This is a genomic window from Microbacterium sp. MMO-35, assembly GCF_037147555.1.
Taxonomy (GTDB): Bacteria; Actinomycetota; Actinomycetes; order Actinomycetales; family Microbacteriaceae; genus Microbacterium.
Genome location: NZ_JBBCVH010000002.1, coordinates 362,160 through 378,378 on the forward strand (window position 1 = coordinate 362,160; position 16,219 = coordinate 378,378).

Genomic DNA, 16,219 nt, shown 5'->3' on the forward strand with positions numbered 1-16,219 from the left:
GAGGCTTCTTCGTCTCCGATGCGCGAGGCTTCTCGCGATGCCCCGCGGCCGCGATCAGTTCTTGCCGAAGAGCTTCTGGATCTCCGCCATGTCGGCTTCGGACGGGGCCTTCTGCCCGCCGAGACCGAAGCCGGTGCCGCTCGGCGCCTGGCTCGTGGCGAGCCCGGAGTTCTCCGCCGCACGCTTGGCGGGGTTGCCGGAGCGCGATCCCGCGCTCTTGCCCTTCTTGCCGCGCTTGGACGACGCGCCGGGGCGGCCCATGCCGGGCACCGATCCCATGCCGGGGATGTTCGGGGTGCCGCCGCGGGCGACGGTCTTCATCATCTTCGCGGCCTGCTCGAACCGCTGCACGAGCTGATTCACGTCGGTCACCGTCATGCCGGAACCGCGCGCGATGCGCAGGCGGCGGGAGCCGTTGAGCACCTTCGGGTTGCGCCGCTCCCCCGGGGTCATCGAGCGGATGATCGCCTCGGTGCGATCGATCTCGCGCTCGTCGAAGTCCTCGAGCTGCTGCTTCATCTGGCCCATGCCCGGGAGCATCCCGAGCATCTTCTTCATCGAGCCCATCTTCTTCAGCTGCTGCATCTGCTCGAGGAAGTCCTCCAGCGTGAAGGTCTGGGTCGCGAGCTTCTCGGCGACCTTGAGGGCCTCGGCCTCGTCGAACGCATTCTGCGCCTGCTCGATGAGGGTCAGGATGTCACCGAGGTCGAGGATCCGGCTCGCCATCCGGTCGGGGTGGAAGGGCTCGAGATCCTCGAGGCGCTCGCCCGTGGAGGCGAACATGATCGGGCGTCCGGTGATCGAGGCCACGGACAGCGCGGCGCCGCCTCGGGCGTCGCCGTCGAGCTTGGAGAGGACGACACCGGTGAAGTCGACGCCGTCCTGGAACGCCTTGGCCGTGTTCACCGCGTCCTGGCCGATCATCGCGTCGATGACGAACAGCACCTCGTCCGGGTCCACCGCACGGCGGATGTCCGCCGCCTGCCTCATGAGCTCGGCGTCGACGCCGAGCCGGCCCGCGGTGTCGATGATGACGATGTCGTGCTGCTGGCGGCGGGCGTGCTCGACGCCGTCCCGCGCCACGCGCACCGGGTCGCCGATGCCGTTGCCCGGCTCCGGCGCGAAGATGGTGGCCCCGGCCTGCTCCGCGACGACCGTCAGCTGGGTCACGGCGTTGGGGCGCTGGAGGTCGGCCGCGACGAGCAGCGGGGTGTGCCCCTCGCCCTGCAGCTGCTTGGCGAGCTTGCCGGCGAAGGTCGTCTTGCCGGATCCCTGAAGACCGGCGAGCATGATGACCGTGGGCGGGTTCTTCGCGAACTCCAGTCGGCGCTGCTCGCCGCCGAGGATCGCGATGAGCTCCTCGTTGACGATCTGCACGACCTGCTGCGCGGGGTTGAGCGCCTTGTTGACCTCGTCGCCGAGGGCGCGCTCGCGCACCTTCGCGGTGAAGTCCTTGACGACCGGCAGCGCGACGTCGGCGTCGAGCAGTGCGCGGCGGATCTCGCGGACGGTGCCGTCCACATCGGACGCGGACAGCTTGCCCTTCGTGCGCAGATTGCGGAAGGTCTCGGTGAGCCGATCGGAGAGCGTGCCAAAAGTAGCCATGGTGCTGCAATTCTACGCGAGCGGATCCGCCGCCCGCGCAGGGCGCTCAGCCCCAGTGCAGGTCGGTGATCCGCGGCAGGGCGTGCTGCAGCTGCGCGAGCGGCGAGCCGTGCCCCGCACCCCCCTCGGCCCACACCCGCAACGACGACAGGACGGCCACCGCGTAGGCGGCGCCCAGCACGTCGGCGCGGATCCGCTCGACGCCCGCATCCCGCGCAGCCGCGGACAGGGCTGCGGCGAGCCGGCCCTGACGCAGTGCCGACTCCCGCTGCAGCTCGTCGGCCAGCCCCATCGCCTGGACGTTGCCGAACGCGAGCGCGAGCGGATCCGGCTCCAGTCCTTCCAGGATCGCGGCGAGCACTGCAGCGACGGCCGCGGGGCTCTCGCCGGCGCCGGGCTCGGCCAGCGCCGCCACGGCGCGGTCGATGCGCTCGTCCAGCCCCGACCAGAGCACGTCGCTCTTCGAGGAGAAGTAATTGAAGAAGCTCGACCGGCTCACTCCGGCCCGCTGCGCGATACCCGCGATCGAGGTGCCCTCGTAACCGGACTCGAGGAACAGCTCGCAGGCCGCCTCGGCGATCGTCTCGCGCGAGGAGACCCGGGGACGGCCGACGCCGCGGGCGGGGATGCTCACCCCGCCACCGTATCGCGCGACGCGCCCGCCGCCGTTCGGGGCTATTGTTGAACTGCATTCAACAACTCGATCAGAAGGATCGGTCATGCTCGACATCCAGACGGCGGGCCTCGCCCCCGACTACGTCCCGTACCTCGAGGGGTGGGATCTGCAGCGACGCGTCCACGCCGACGTCGTCGCGGGTTCGCGCCCTGACACGCTCCTGCTGCTGGAGCACGAGGCCGTGTATACCGCCGGCAAGCGCACCGAGCCCCAGGAGCGCCCGCAGGACGGCACGCCGGTGGTCGACGTCGACCGCGGCGGCAAGATCACCTGGCACGGCCCGGGACAGCTCGTCGGCTATCCGATCGTCCGCCTCCCCGAGCCGATGGACGTGGTGGCGCACGTACGCCGGCTGGAGCGACTGCTCATCGGCGTGCTGCGCCCGCTGGGCGTCGACGGATACCAGGTCGAGGGACGCAGCGGCGTATGGGTGCGCCGGCCGCTCAGCGAGGACAAGGTGGCGGCGATCGGCGTGCGCGTGCAGCAGGGCGTCACGATGCACGGCTTCGCGATCAACTGCGACAACACCCTCGCGGGCTTCCGCGGGATCATCCCGTGCGGCATCACCGACGCCGGAGTGACCACCGTGAGCGAGGTCGTCGGCCGCGAGACCTCCCCCGCCGACATCGTCGACGCCGTCGCCGCGGCGTTCGCCGCCGAGTACGCGACGGAGGTGGCCGCATGAGCGCCGCGCCCGAGGGCCGCAAGCTGCTGCGCCTGGAGATCCGCAACGCCGAGACGCCGATCGAGCGCAAGCCGGAGTGGATCAAGACCAAGGCCCGGATGGGGCCGGAGTACAAGGCGCTGCACTCGCTCGTCAAGGACGAGGGCCTGCACACGGTGTGCCAGGAGGCCGGCTGCCCGAACATCTTCGAGTGCTGGGAGGACAAGGAGGCGACCTTCCTCATCGGCGGATCCCAGTGCACACGACGCTGCGACTTCTGCCAGATCGACACCGGCAAGCCCGACGCCTACGACACGGACGAACCGCGCCGCGTCGCCGAGAGCGTGCAGCAGATGGGCCTGCGCTACGCGACCGTCACGAGCGTCGCCCGGGACGACCTGCCCGACACCGGCGCGTGGCTCAATGCCGAGACGGTGCGCAAGATCCACGAGCTCAACCCGAACACCGGGGTCGAGCTGCTCGCGAACGAGCACAACGCGGATCCGGCGTTCCTCGGGCAGATCTTCGACGCCCGGCCCGAGGTCTTCGCGCACAACGTCGAGACCGTTCCGCGCATCTTCAAGCGGATCCGCCCGGCGTTCCGCTACGAGCGCTCGCTCGACGTGATCACGCAGGGCCACGAAGCCGGCCTCATCACGAAGTCGAACCTCATCCTCGGCATGGGCGAGGAGCCGGAGGAGGTCGTGCAGGCGCTGCAGGACCTGCACGACGCGGGCTGCGACATCATCACCATCACCCAGTACCTGCGTCCGACGCCGCGGCACCTTCCGGTGTCGCGCTGGGTCAAGCCGGACGAATTCGTCGCCTTCAAGCAGGAGGCCGAGCGGATCGGCTTCCTCGGCGTGCTCGCCGGCCCCCTGGTGCGATCGTCCTACCGCGCCGGCCGCCTGTGGGCGCAGTCGATGATCTCGAAGGGCCGGGAGATCCCGCCTCACCTCGCGCACATCGCCGAGGGCGCCGACCTCGGCTTCGCGCAGGCCGTCTGAGACCCGGATCGCCGGACGGGCAGCAGGGGGGCCACTCCCGTCCGGCGGTTCGTCATTCCGACGGGCCGGCTCCTCAGTCGGCGCTCATGACCGACAGCACGGCGCCGTCGGATCCGAAGTTCACCAGGAGCACGTCGTCGTCGCCGTCGGCGTCGAGGGCGTACTCGAGCACCGCGAACGGCTCGCTGCCGCCGTGCTCGTCCACGAGCAGCGTCATGCTCATCAGGCGCAACGACCGGATGATGTCGACGGCCGCGTCGCCGCTCACGTCGACGAGGTAGTCGTTCAGCTCGTCGCCGTACTCCTCCTGCTGCTGCAGGATGTACTCGGTCACCTCGCTGGTGCGGTCGTCGACCTCGGACAGCATTCCGCGGCGGGCCTTGTCGTCGATGGCCTCGAGACCCGAGACGAAGGCGGCCGCGATGTCGAGCGACTCCCGCGACACGTCCTCCTGGTCGGGCGCGGTCAGGTCCACGGTGAGGGCATGGTCGCCGAACTCCACCGTCTCGGACCAGAAGATCGATCCGTCCGGTCCCGAGGACAGCAGTCCGAAGAAGTCGTGTTCGATCGCCATAGGCCTATAAAACCAGCCTTGCGGGCGGGACGGTAGTCCGCGCGGCGCGTGCCGGGAATCGGCTCGGATCAGGAGCCCACGAGAGCCTGCACGAACACGTGCGGCGTGAAGCCGGTGAGGTCGTCGATGCCCTCGCCCTGCCCCAGGAGCTTGACCGGGATGCCGGTGCGCTCCTGCACTGCGAGCACGAAACCGCCCTTGGCCGAGCCGTCGAGCTTGGTGAGCACCAGGCCGGTGACGCCGGCGTGCTCGAGGAATGCCTCGGCCTGGAGCACGCCGTTCTGGCCGGTCGTCGCGTCGAGCACCAGCAGCACCTCGCTGATCGGCGCCTGCTTCTCGACCACCCGGCGGATCTTGGAGAGCTCGTCCATCAGGCCGCCCTTGGTGTGCAGGCGGCCCGCCGTGTCGATGATGACGATCTCGGTGCCGTTGTTCTTCGCGTACTCGACCGTCTGGAAGGCGACCGAGGCCGGATCCTGCCCCTGCTGCTGGGGGCGCACGATCGCCGCTCCCGCGCGCTGCGCCCAGGTGCCGAGCTGCTCGACCGCCGCGGCGCGGAAGGTGTCGGCCGCGCCGACCACGACGGACCGCTGGTAGCCACGGAGGAACTTCGTGAACTTGCCGATCGTGGTCGTCTTGCCCACGCCGTTCACGCCGACGACGAGCACCACGGCCGGACGCTCGGTGAGCTTGAGCGTCGTGTCGAACTTCGCGAAGTGCTCCTCGAGCGTCTCGCGGAGCATCCGCTGCAGGTCCTTCGGATCCGTGGTGCGATACCGCTCGACCTTCGCGCGCAGCTCGTCGACGAGGCGCTCGGTGATGTCGGGCCCGAAGTCGGCGGTGAGCAGGGCCGTCTCGAGGTCGTCCCAGGTGTCGTCGTCGATCGTGGGCTTGACGAACATGCCGCGCAGCGCGCGGCCGAGGGACCAGGACTTCTCCGCCATGCGTCCAGCCTACGGGGAGCGGCCCGGCGAACCCGGCGTGTTCGCCGAGGGCGCGCTGTCGCGGACGCGCGTGCGCTCAGGCGGTCGCCGCGGCAGCGCGGTCGCCGACCCTCTGGCCGACGACCGCCGAGACGCCGTCCTGTCGCATCGAGACGCCGTAGAGCGCGTCCGCGATCTCCATCGTGCGCTTCTGGTGAGTGATCACGAGCAGCTGCGAGCTCGCACGGAGCTGCTCGAACACCGTCAGCAGACGCCCGAGGTTCGCGTCGTCCAGCGCCGCCTCCACCTCGTCGAGGATGTAGAACGGGCTCGGGCGCGCCTTGAAGATCGCCACGAGCAGGGCCACGGCCGCGAGCGACCTCTCGCCGCCGGAGAGCAGCGAGAGCCGCTCGATCTTCTTGCCGACGGGGCGCACCGCGACCTCGATGCCGGTGTTCAGCAGGTCGTCGGGGTTGGTCAGCGAGATGCTTCCGGCGCCGCCCGGGAAGAGCAGCGGGAACACCTCGCCGAACGCCTGCCGGGTGTCCTCGAATGCCGACGCGAAGATCGTCTGCATCCGCTCGTCCAGCTCGGCGATGATCGTCAGCAGATCCTGACGCGTCTTGGTGAGGTCGGCGAGCTGCTCCGTGAGGAAGGCGTGCCGCTGCTCGAGAGCGGCGAACTCCTCGAGCGCGAGCGGGTTCACCCGACCGAGCTGGGCGAGCTTGCGCTCGGCCTCCTGCAGCCGGCGCTGCTGGATGCGCCGATCGAAGGGGATCCCGGTGGGGACGACATCCGCCTCCACGGCGTCCGCCGCCTCGACGAGGTCGTCCGGCTCGGCGGCGAGAAGCACCGCGTCGCGGGGAACCAGCTGATCCGGGCCGTATTCCGCGACCAGGATGTCTTCGTCCAGGGCGAGCTCCGACTGCACGCGTTCGAGGAGGCTGGTCAGGTGCAGCTTCTTCTCGTGGATCTGCAGCTCGAGCCCGTGGACGCTCTCCGTCAGCCCTGCCAGGCGTTCGCGGATCGACGAATCCTGCCGGCGCAGCTCGCCGAGCTCCTGATTCTGCGCCGAACGCGCGGCTTCCGCCGCGGCGAGGGCGACGCGCGCCTCGGCGACCGAGCGGTCGATCGAATCCAGGATCCGAGGCAGCTCCGCTGCGACCCCGGAGGCCGTCTCGCGCTGGGCCCGCCGGATCACCGCGCGGCGGGCCGCCTCCGCGGCCGCCTCGCGCTCCCGCTCCCGCTGCCGCTCGAGCGACGTCACCCTGGTCTGCGCGGCGCGCACGCGCTCCCGCAGGGTCTCGATGCCCAGGCGCGCCTCCATCTCGGCCTCCCGCGCCGCCTCCAGCGCCTCCAGCAGCCCGTCGCGGGCGGAGGCGTCCAGCACCGGCCGGGGCGCGGCCTCCGCGGCGGCCAGGGCGTCCTTGGCGGCATCGGCGTTCGCCTCGGCGTCCGCGACGGCGGACTGAGCCTGCTCCAGGCCCGCCTCGAGGCGATCGCACTCCGCGATCGCGGATTCGTGCTGCACGCTGACGCGGTTCACCTGCTCGGTGTGCGCGGCCAGGGCCGCATCGTGCTCGCGCAGGGTGCGCAGAGCGTCCCGGGAGATCCGGCGCGCCGTCTCCAGCGCCTGGGTTCCGTCCTCGCGGGCCTCGCGCAGCGAGTCGACGACGACGCGCACCTCGCCCAGCCGGTCGACGGCGGCGTCGCGCTCCGCGACCAGCTCGAGCCGCGACCGCTCCCCTCCCGATCCGGTGTGAAGGGTGTGCGCGGTGAGCACCTCGCCCGCCTTCGTCACCACGGTGAGCGGCACGCCGGCCGCGGCGACCGCGGTCGCGTGCGCCGATCGGGCCGCCGTCAGGTCCTCCACGATCACGACATGCGACAGGATGCCGAGGACACCCGGCGGTGCCGTCACCACCTCGGTCGCGGGAGTGGCCCCGGCGATCCTCGCATCGGACACCGCCGCGGCCGCGCCTTCGGCGATGACGATGTCGTACGCCCCCGCAGCCTCGCCGTCGGCGGCGACGGCGAAGGCCGCCGCGACGTCGTCGACCAGGACGCCTTCGGCGAGGGGCCCGAGCACGGCCGCGATCGCCGCTTCATAGCCGGGCGTGACCTGCACCGCATCGCCCACGAGTCCGCGCACGCCGGCGAGCCCCGCGGCGACGATCTCGGCCGCGCCGCCCGTGACGGCGATCGCGCTTCCCAGCGCCGCGGCCTTCGCCGTGAGCGCCTCCGATTCCCGCTCGGCGGCGTGCAGCCGCTCGCGCAGGCCCTCGAGCTCCCCTTCTGCGGCGACGGCGCGAGCCTGCGCCCGCTCGTAGGCCTCGGCATGCTCGGCGGCGGTGCCCTCGGGGGCCTCGCCCTCCTCGATCCGCTCCCGCGCCTCGGCGGCTTCGCGGCGACGCTGATGAGCCGCTTCCAGGGCGTTCTCCTGACGCAGCACGGCACCGCGGACGGCGGCCAGGGCCGAGGCCGCGGCCTCCGCCTGTCCGCGCAGCGTCGTCAGGCGCATGTCGTGCGCCGACACGAGGGCGCTCTGCTCGGCGATGTCCACATCGAGGGCGTCGAGCTCCGCACGGGCCTCGGCGACGGCCCGCGTCGCCTGCTGGGCGGCGTCCTGTGCACGACCGATGCCCGAGGAGATCTCCTCGACCTCGTCCTTGGCCTCGTCGATCGTCGCCTGGGTGACGGTCACCGCGGTCACCGCGTCGTCCTCATCGGTTCCGAGCAGCGCAAGACGCTGGTTGGCGAGGGTGAACAGGCCGCGCGTGCGCTCCTGCACCTGCTCGAGACCGAACGCGATGCGGCGCGCCTCGTCGACCGCGGCCGAGTTCTGCAGCCCTTCGAGCCGCGTGATCTCCGCGCGGATGAGGTCGCCCTGCTCGCTCAGCACGACGCGCTCCGCATGGCGCTCGTGCTCGTTGCGCGTGTGATCGGCGAGGGCCGAGCGCAGGGTCACAACGTCGTCGGCGAAGATCCGGGCCTTGGCGTCCCGCACGACGGCGGCGATGGTCTGGGCCTCCCGGGCGATCTCGGCCTGGCGCCCGAGCGGCTTGAGCTGACGGCGGATCTCCCCGGCCAGATCGCTGAGGCGCGTGAGGTTCGTCTCCATCGCGTCGAGCTTGCGGAGGGTCTTCTCCTTGCGGCGCCGGTGCTTGAGGATCCCCGCCGCCTCCTCGATGAAACCGCGCCGGTCCTCCGGCGAGGCCTGCAGCACGGTGTCCAGACGCCCCTGGCCGACGATGACATGCATCTCGCGTCCGAGGCCGGAGTCGCTGAGCAGTTCCTGGACGTCGAGCAGGCGGCAGCCCTCGCCGTTGATGGCGTACTCGCTCGATCCGTTGCGGAACAGGGTCCGGCTGATCGTCACCTCGGCATACTCGATCGGCAGCGCGCCGTCGCTGTTGTCGATCGTGAGCTGCACCTCGGCGCGCCCCAGCGGGCCCCGCGTCGACGTACCGGCGAAGATGACGTCCTCCATCTTGCCGCCGCGCAGGGTCTTCGCCCCCTGCTCGCCCATGACCCAGGCGAGGGCGTCGACGACGTTGGACTTCCCGGAGCCGTTCGGTCCGACGATGCAGGTGACGCCCGGCTCGAAGGCGAACGTCGTCGGCTGCGCGAAGGACTTGAACCCCTTGAGGGTCAGGCTCTTCAGATGCATGGGCACGCTCGACGTTCGGCGGAGTTCACGGCCTCTACGCTATCGCGGCCGGTCCCCGCCTCCGCGCGGGAAACGCCCGAGGTCCAGGGATTTCTGAGTGTCGGCTTGACGCTTCCTGTGAAGCTCCGCTAGCGCGACAACCCGAGCCGAGAAAGGAGGTTGCCGAACATGATGAACATCCGCATTGCATTCACCCCATCCCGTGGGATCGATGCGTCCTCGGCGACTTCCGCCGGCCTGCGCGTGCGTTTCGCCGCGTAACAGGCGCATTCTCCCCCGCTCCGGCTTGAGGCCGGCCTGACGCCTCGTGCGTCCGCGATCCGATCCGCGATCCTCGCGTCGATCTCCGATCGCCTCACCTGATCCGGGACACCTGTCTCCGGATCCACGCCGATCCGGACACCGCGTCCTGGATCCGGCTCCCTCACCCGTGACACGTCGCGGCACCCCACCGGGCGACCGCGCCGTGGAGCGAAACCGCCTTCCGGCACGACCAACGAAAGCGAACCACCGTGAACACCGCATTGCACGCTTCGCCTCCCACCGAGTCGACGCAGAGCGCTCTCCCCGAGCGCGACCTGTCCATCCAGCTCCCCCGCGAGGAGGAGCTCCGCAACCTGTCGTTCGCCCAGCGAGTGGCCCTGCGCGTCGCCCTGCACCTCATCGTGCGGACACGTCCTGCGGCGCAGGACCGGGCACGGGCCGCTCAGGCCGCGTCCCGTCGCCTCCGCCTCCTGGAGCAGTACGAGGCCGACCGCCTGTCCCGCAGCGCGACGCGGCAGGTGCTCTGATGACCGACGCCGGCACCCCCGACCCGATCATCGCCCTCACCGCCGGCGCGACCCTGCATCCGCTCGTGCTCCCCGCACGGGCGGATGCGGGGTCCTCCCCCGCGTTCCGTGCCTATGCCGAGGTCCGCAACCGCTGCCTCGAAGAGGCCTCCGGCCGCGACGACGACAGCTTCACCGCCGACGAGCTGCTTCCGCTGCTCACCTCGGACGCCCACACGCACCGCCGCCAGTGGCGGATCGTCCGCGGGGAGCGCACCATCGGGGTGGCCTTCCTGAACATCTCGCGCGACGGCGCCGGAGACACCGCCATGTCGGCGATCAGCATGCTCCGCGAGGAGCAGGGCCGGGGCATCGCGACCGCGGTCGCCGGCCACCTGGAGCCGCTCGCGCGGGCCGAGGGCATGCGCACCCTCCAGATGTGGACCGAGCACCTCCCCTCGGGCGAACCGGCCCTGGAGCCGCCGACGGGCTTCGGCAGCGTCCCGCGCGATCACACCGCGCGCTTCCTCCTCGCCCAGGGCTGGACCCTGGAGCAGGTCGACCGCGTCAGCGAGTACCGGTGGGACGGGGACGACCGCCTCCTCGCGCTGCGAGCCGCCGCGGAAGAAGCCGCATCCGGCTACCGCGTCGTGCAATGGCTGCTGCCCACGCCCGAGGCCTTCGTCGACGGGTACGCGTGGATGAAGTCCCGCATGTCCACCGACGCCCCGGACGCCGACATGGACTCGCCGGAGGAGACCTGGGACGCCGACCGCGTCCGCGAGCAGGACTCCCGCTGGCTCGACATGGGCCACACCGTTCAGGTCACCGCGGCCCAGCACATCGAGACCGGCGAGCTCTGCGCGTACAACGAGCTCTCCCTCAAGGGCGCCGACGACAGCGTGACCCAGCAGAACGACACCCTCGTGCTCGCGGAGCACCGTGGCCACCGGCTGGGCCTGCTCGTGAAGACCGCCGGTCTGCTCTCCTGGCATGAGCGCCACCCGCGCTCGCAGCGCATCGTGACCTACAACGCCGAGGAGAACCGCCCGATGCTGTCCATCAACGAGCAGCTCGGATTCGCGCCGATCGGATACGGCGGGGCCTGGAAGAAGGTGCTGGACTGATCGCTCGCCAGGATCATCCCGCAGGATGACGTCCGGGCGCGATCCTCACTCCCCGGACCGATGATCCGCCCGGCGGCGCCGACCAGGCTGGAGGCATGAGCACAGCAGTCGTCGAAGCACAGGGTCTGATCAAGTCGTTCGGATCCACCCGAGCCCTCGCCGGGGTGGACCTCCGGATCGCCTCCGGCGAATCCGTCGCGATCATGGGAGCATCCGGATCCGGGAAGACGACCCTGCTGCACGTGCTCGCCGGGATCACCCGGCCCGATGGGGGGCGCGTGACGTTCCTGCCGCCCGCCGGGGGCGTCGTCGAGGTGAGCGCACTGAGCGAATCGGCGCGGTCCCGGCTGCGCCGCGAGTCGTTCGGGTTCGTGTTCCAGCAGGGGCTGCTGATGCCCGAACTCACCGCCGTGGAGAACGTCGCGCTCGCGGCGATGATCTCCGGGGTCTCCCGTGCCGAGGCGACGCAGCGCGCGGCCGGGTGGCTCGCGGCTCTCGGACTGCAGGGCATGGAGGATCGCCGGATCGGCGAGCTCTCCGGAGGCCAGGCCCAGCGCGTCGCGATCGCCCGCGCCCAGGTCACGGGGGCGAGCGTCGTGTTCGCGGACGAGCCGACCGGCGCGCTGGACTCGACGACGTCGTCGGAGGTCATGGACGCGCTGCTCTGGTCGACCACCGGGCAGGGCCGCACGCTCGTCGTCGTCACGCACGACCCGCAGGTCGCCGCGCGCTGCTCCCGGACCATCGCGGTCCGCGACGGTCGCGTGCTGGGCTCGGCGGTCGCCGCATGAACGCCGCGACCCTGCGCCTGCTCCTGCGTCCCGCACCGGGTTCCGCCGGAGTCGTCGTGATCCCCGCGGTCGCGTTCGCCGTGGTCTCCGCACTCGTGCTCACGGTCGTGGGCGGTGCGCAGGCGTTCTGGGGATGGACGGACGAGTACGCGATGATCTACCAGATCCTCGCCGCCGTCGCGCTGGTGCTGCTGGTGCTGCCCCTCGCCTCGCTCGGCGGGGCGGCCGCCCGGCTCTCCGCCCGCCGGCGGGACGAGCGGCTCTCGACGCTGCGGCTGCTGGGCGTCAGCGGGTTCGGCGTGGGCGTGGTGGCGGTCGTCGAGGCGACGCTCGTCGCCGCGGCGGGTGTGCTCGCCGGAGTGCTGCTGACGATCGGGATCGCGCCGCTCGTCGGCCTCATCCCGTTCCGCGGCGCTCCGCTCGGATCGGCCGTGATGCTGCCGCCGCTGCTGACCGCGGCGATCGCGATCGGGACCGTGCTGCTCGCGACCGTGAGCGCCGTGATCGGGCTGCGTCGGGTGGTGATATCGCCACTGGGCGTGCGCACAAGGACCACTCCCCGCGCGCCCCATTGGGTGCGCGCCCTGATCGCCGTCGTCGTCATCGCGGCAGGGTTCACGGCGGGCCGGATCGTGCCCGGCATGGGCGAGGCGATCTCGATCATCACCGGCCTCGTCGCCATCTTCGCCATCGGCCTCCTCGTGCTGAACCTCATCGGGCCGTGGGTGCTGACGGTCGGCGCGCGGATGCAGCTGCGTCGCGCCGGGACTCCCGCACGGCTCATCGCGGCTCGCATCGTGCTCGACGACGCGAAGGGCGCCTGGCGTCAGGTGAGCGGCATCGCGATGTCGAGCTTCATGGCGGTGTTCGCCGGCACCGGCGTCGCCCTCATGAATGTGATCGGCAGCGAGAACACCCGCACCGATGACCTCGAGCTCGTGACCGACATGCGCACCGGCCTGATCATCACACTGGTCGCGTCCTTCCTGATGGTCGCCTGCTCCGTGGCGGTGACCCAGGCGTCCGACATCCTCGACCAGCGCGAGCTCCATCGCAGCCTGCACTATCTCGGCGTTCCCGCGGACACGGTCGACGCGGCGCGGCGCCGCGCGGTCATGTCGCCCCTGCTGGTGACGTCGATCGGCTCCGCGCTGTGCGCGGCCATCCTCATCTTCCCGCTCCTCGGGATCGCCCTGATCACCGCGCCGGCTTCGCTCCTCACGATCGCCGCCGTGCTCGCCACCGGGGTCGCGCTCGTCTGGATCGCGACGCGACTCACCCGTCCGATCCTGCTGCGGGCGTTCGCGGGCTGATCCTCAGGATCCGGTCGCGGCCGTCAGGAACTCCTCGACGGCCGCGACCGTCGTGGCGTTGTCGCGATGCACGATGCCGCGGATCCCGACCCGGGCGGCGCCGTCGATCTGCTGCTGCCGATCGTCGATGAAGAAGACCCGCTCCGGGGCCGACCGCATCGCCCGGAGCGCCGCCTCGTAGGCCTCCGGATCCGGCTTGTTCGCGCCGATCTCGTGGCTGTAGCAGATCGGGTCGAAGACGGCGGAGAATCCGTGCCGACGCTCCTCCTCTTCGCGCGCACCGTCGGCGGAGTTGGAGAGGATCGCCACTCCCGCCCGCCCCCGCAGCGACCGCGCGTACTCGATCAGTTCGACGTTCGCCTCGCCGCAGTAGGCATCCCACAGCTCCTGCACGGCTTCCTCGCGCTGGACGTCGGTGAACCCCAGCGCACGAGCGAAGCCGCTCCAGTACGCCTCTGCCGCGCCTTGCTCGACATCGATGCGCGGCAGGTCCGCGACGGCGAGCCGCTCGTCGTACTCCGCGCGGGTGAGTCCGGCACGGGTCGCCCACCGATTCGCGAGCTCCTCCTGCCAGATGCCGTCCTCGACGAGCTCGAGCACGCCGCCGATGTCGAACAGGATCCACGGCCTGGGCTGGGTCATGGTCCGACGCTAGCCGACGCCCGTGAGGCCGGCGATGGGGAGCGCTCCCCCGGTCGATCTCGCCCGCGGCGGGGTGCTGCAGGAGAATGAGAGGATCACCGCCTCCCGGAAGGACTCCGTATGAGCAGCGTCGTCGACTTCGCCACCGTCTCGACCACAGGACTGGAGGCATCGCCGATCGCCGAGGCGCTCGCCGGCCTGCGGGCGAACGAGGCACGCTACATCACCAACAAGTACGGCACGCCGTTCACGGTCAGCACGCCCGGGGAGGATCCCGAGACCCTGGCCTGGGTCACCGAGATCCTGCAGGAGGAGCGCGGCATCGTGATCGCGAGCCCGGCCCTCGAGGTCAGCGGGTTCGAGGCCGACCGGATCCGGTTCGGATACGTCTTCTACACCTCGGGGCTCGCGATCAACGTGATGTACACGCTCGCCGACGCGGGCAAGCGCGCGGTCGGCTTCAAGCTGTCGCTCGGGATGGAGATCCCGGAGGAGCTGTCGGCGTTCAAGTTCGCCCGGCAGCGGTCGAAGCTGGCGGGAGAGATCCGCGGCTCCTACTTCGTCATCAAGGGCGAGCACTGACGGCGACCGCCCCGCGCCGGACGCCGGCACGCGGTCAGCGTCGTCGCTGACACCGCGGGCAGAAGTGCGAAGAACGGTTCATGAAGGACTCGCGCCGGATCGGTCCACCGCATCGCGGGCAGGGCTGATCGCCACGACCGTACGCGTTCAGCGAGTGCGCGAAGTAGCCGGCCTGGCCGTTGACGTTGACGTACTGGGCGTCGAAGCTCGTGCCGCCCTCGGCCAGCGCCTTCTCCAGCACGGCGCGCACCTCCGCCAGCAACCGGTTCACCGCGACGGTCGACAGCGCGGAGGCCGGCGTCTCGGGATGGATCCGCGCCGCCCACAGCGACTCGTCGGCGTAGATGTTGCCGACCCCGCTGATCACGGCCTGGTCCAGGAGAACCCTCTTGATCGCGCTCGACCGCGTGCGCAGGATCTCACGGAAGAGGCGGTCCTGGAACGCGTCGTCCATCGGGTCGCGGGCGATGTGCGCCACCTGCGAAGGGATGAGCGGGTCCTCGCTCCCCCATCCGGCAGCGCGACCGTCGTTCGTCGGCACGAGCGCGTCGACGGCGAGGGATCCGAACGTGCGCTGGTCGGCGAAGACGACGGCGAGCTCCCCATGCCGGGGATGCTCGATGTAGATCCGCACCCGCTCGTGCCGGTCCGCGGCCGCGTCCGGTCTGCGCAGCAGCAGCTGACCGGACATGCCGAGATGTCCCACCACCGCCGAGCGCGCTCCCTCCCCCGACGCGAGCGGCATCCAGAGGAACTTGCCGCGGCGCGCCACGGTGGAGACCTCGGCCCCCTCCAGCCGCGCGGCGAAGTCGGCCGCGCCCGCCGGGTGACGGGTCAACGCGCGCTCGTCGTGGACGGCCACGGAGACGATGCGCGCCCCGGTCATCGCAGGAGCGAGCCCGGCGCGGACGACCTCGACCTCGGGAAGCTCAGGCACGGTTGCTGAGCACGTGCCAGGCTGCCAGCGCGGCAGCCATCTCGGCCGTCTTCTTGCTGGTGCCGGTGCCGGTCGTCGAGACCTCGCCGGTCGTCACTGTCGCGGTGAAGCGCCGGTCGTGATCCGGGCCGGTCGACACGACCTCGTAGACCGGAGCGCTGAGCCCGTGCCGGGCGGACATCTCCTGCAGCGCGGTCTTCGGATCCATGGCCGCGCCGTAGCGCTCGGGGTCGGCGAGGAGCGGTTCGATGAGGCGCAGCACGAGCGAGGTGGCCTGCTCGGGGCCGGCCGACAGGTAGGTGGCGCCGAAGACGGCCTCCATCGTGTCGGCGAGGATCGAGTCCTTGTCGCGACCGCCGGTGCGCTCCTCGCCGTTGCCGAGCAGGATGTGCGCGCCGAGGCCGATGCCGCGGGCGACCTCGGCGAGGGCGACGGTCGAGACCACGCTCGCGCGGCGCTTCGCCAGCGACCCCTCATCGAGGTCGGGCAGGGTCGTGTACAGCATGACGGTGACGGCCTGGCCGAGCACAGAGTCGCCGAGGAACTCGAGGCGCTCGTTGTGCGGGATGCCGCCGTTCTCGTACGCGTACGAACGATGCGTGAGCGCAAGCTGAAGCAGCTCGGGGTCGATATCGACCCCGAGCTGCTCAGAAAGTGGGACCGTCCCAGTGGGGACTGATGCCATGATCGACCGATCGATCAGACGTCGGCGACCTTGCGGCCCTTGTACTCGAGGAACAGCTCCGTGCCCTGCGAGTCGGTGACGACCTTCGCCTGGTGGGGACGGCTGTAGACGACCTTGCCGTTCTCGATGGTCTTGACGAGGGCGGGAGCCTCAGCCTTCCACTGCGCGCGACGCGAGCGGGTGTTGGAACGGGAGACCTTGCGCTTCGGGGGGTTACCGGCCATGGTTGCTTACCTTCTGTGTTCTGGGCGCG

16 protein-coding genes are annotated in these 16,219 nt (G+C 71.0%); 7 read left to right on the forward strand and 9 right to left on the reverse strand.

The annotated features are described in order from the left end of the window. Positions 1-54: 54 nt before the first annotated feature. Both ffh and WFJ01_RS05090 read right to left on the reverse strand, forming a co-directional pair. Positions 55-1,605: a signal recognition particle protein gene (gene ffh, locus WFJ01_RS05085; RefSeq protein WP_292888399.1), complete on the reverse strand. Its 1,551-nt coding sequence runs from the start codon at positions 1,603-1,605 to the stop codon at positions 55-57. 46 nt (positions 1,606-1,651) lie between these two features. After that, positions 1,652-2,239 (reverse strand): TetR/AcrR family transcriptional regulator, encoded by a 588-nt coding sequence (locus WFJ01_RS05090; protein ID WP_292888396.1) that lies wholly within the window; start codon positions 2,237-2,239, stop codon positions 1,652-1,654. Between the two features lie 85 nt (positions 2,240-2,324). Here WFJ01_RS05090 and lipB point away from each other — a divergent pair, with 85 nt between their 5' ends. Next, positions 2,325-2,966: a lipoyl(octanoyl) transferase LipB gene (gene lipB / locus WFJ01_RS05095; protein WP_336628388.1), complete on the forward strand. Its 642-nt coding sequence runs from the start codon at positions 2,325-2,327 to the stop codon at positions 2,964-2,966. Next, complete coding sequence (gene lipA / locus WFJ01_RS05100) at positions 2,963-3,952, forward strand: lipoyl synthase (RefSeq protein WP_251440821.1); 990 nt, start codon at positions 2,963-2,965, stop codon at positions 3,950-3,952. Before lipB ends, lipA begins: the two co-directional genes overlap by 4 nt. 73 nt (positions 3,953-4,025) lie before the next feature. Here the strand turns inward: lipA and WFJ01_RS05105 are convergent, their stop codons facing one another. The 3 genes from WFJ01_RS05105 to smc all read right to left on the reverse strand — a co-directional run bounded on the left by WFJ01_RS05105 (position 4,026) and on the right by smc (position 9,119). Then, positions 4,026-4,526: a DUF2004 domain-containing protein gene (locus tag WFJ01_RS05105; protein WP_251440824.1), complete on the reverse strand. Its 501-nt coding sequence runs from the start codon at positions 4,524-4,526 to the stop codon at positions 4,026-4,028. 68 nt (positions 4,527-4,594) lie between these two features. Further along, on the reverse strand, positions 4,595-5,470 hold the full coding sequence (gene ftsY, locus WFJ01_RS05110; RefSeq protein ID WP_292888385.1) for a signal recognition particle-docking protein FtsY: 876 nt from the start codon (positions 5,468-5,470) through the stop codon (positions 4,595-4,597). Between the two features lie 76 nt (positions 5,471-5,546). Then, positions 5,547-9,119: a chromosome segregation protein SMC gene (gene smc / locus WFJ01_RS05115; protein WP_336628389.1), complete on the reverse strand. Its 3,573-nt coding sequence runs from the start codon at positions 9,117-9,119 to the stop codon at positions 5,547-5,549. Positions 9,120-9,631: 512 nt separating this feature from the next. Between smc and WFJ01_RS05120 the strand changes: the two genes are divergently transcribed. From WFJ01_RS05120 to WFJ01_RS05135, 4 genes are all read left to right on the forward strand, one after another. Further along, on the forward strand, positions 9,632-9,910 hold the full coding sequence (locus tag WFJ01_RS05120) for a hypothetical protein (protein ID WP_292888379.1): 279 nt from the start codon (positions 9,632-9,634) through the stop codon (positions 9,908-9,910). Continuing rightward, the gene (locus tag WFJ01_RS05125; protein WP_336628390.1) at positions 9,910-11,016 is read left to right on the forward strand and encodes a GNAT family N-acetyltransferase; all 1,107 of its coding nucleotides are present in this window, start codon (positions 9,910-9,912) and stop codon (positions 11,014-11,016) included. The genes WFJ01_RS05120 and WFJ01_RS05125 overlap by 1 nt, the downstream gene beginning before the upstream one ends. A 95-nt stretch (positions 11,017-11,111) precedes the next feature. Then, positions 11,112-11,807, forward strand: coding sequence for an ABC transporter ATP-binding protein (locus WFJ01_RS05130; RefSeq protein ID WP_336628391.1), 696 nt, complete (start codon positions 11,112-11,114; stop codon positions 11,805-11,807). After that, the gene (locus WFJ01_RS05135; protein WP_336628392.1) at positions 11,804-13,120 is read left to right on the forward strand and encodes a permease; all 1,317 of its coding nucleotides are present in this window, start codon (positions 11,804-11,806) and stop codon (positions 13,118-13,120) included. The genes WFJ01_RS05130 and WFJ01_RS05135 overlap by 4 nt, the downstream gene beginning before the upstream one ends. A gap of 3 nt (positions 13,121-13,123) precedes the next feature. Here WFJ01_RS05135 and WFJ01_RS05140 read toward each other — a convergent pair whose 3' ends face one another. Then, positions 13,124-13,762 (reverse strand): HAD-IA family hydrolase, encoded by a 639-nt coding sequence (locus WFJ01_RS05140; protein ID WP_336628393.1) that lies wholly within the window; start codon positions 13,760-13,762, stop codon positions 13,124-13,126. A 120-nt stretch (positions 13,763-13,882) separates the two neighbouring features. Here WFJ01_RS05140 and WFJ01_RS05145 point away from each other — a divergent pair, with 120 nt between their 5' ends. Beyond that, on the forward strand, positions 13,883-14,344 hold the full coding sequence (locus WFJ01_RS05145; RefSeq protein ID WP_336628394.1) for a phage tail protein: 462 nt from the start codon (positions 13,883-13,885) through the stop codon (positions 14,342-14,344). 34 nt (positions 14,345-14,378) lie between these two features. Here WFJ01_RS05145 and mutM read toward each other — a convergent pair whose 3' ends face one another. Genes mutM through rpmF form a run of 3 tightly spaced genes read right to left on the reverse strand, consistent with a single transcriptional unit; the run spans position 14,379 to position 16,190 of the window. Continuing rightward, on the reverse strand, positions 14,379-15,281 hold the full coding sequence (gene mutM, locus WFJ01_RS05150) for a bifunctional DNA-formamidopyrimidine glycosylase/DNA-(apurinic or apyrimidinic site) lyase (RefSeq protein ID WP_292888362.1): 903 nt from the start codon (positions 15,279-15,281) through the stop codon (positions 14,379-14,381). Beyond that, positions 15,274-15,966: a ribonuclease III gene (rnc, locus tag WFJ01_RS05155; protein ID WP_251440868.1), complete on the reverse strand. Its 693-nt coding sequence runs from the start codon at positions 15,964-15,966 to the stop codon at positions 15,274-15,276. The genes mutM and rnc overlap by 8 nt, the downstream gene beginning before the upstream one ends. Before the next feature lie 14 nt (positions 15,967-15,980). After that, positions 15,981-16,190 carry a 50S ribosomal protein L32 gene (rpmF, locus tag WFJ01_RS05160; protein WP_013586329.1) on the reverse strand — a complete coding sequence of 70 codons (210 nt, stop codon included), beginning with the start codon at positions 16,188-16,190 and terminating at the stop codon, positions 15,981-15,983. Between the last annotated feature and the right edge of the window lie 29 nt (positions 16,191-16,219).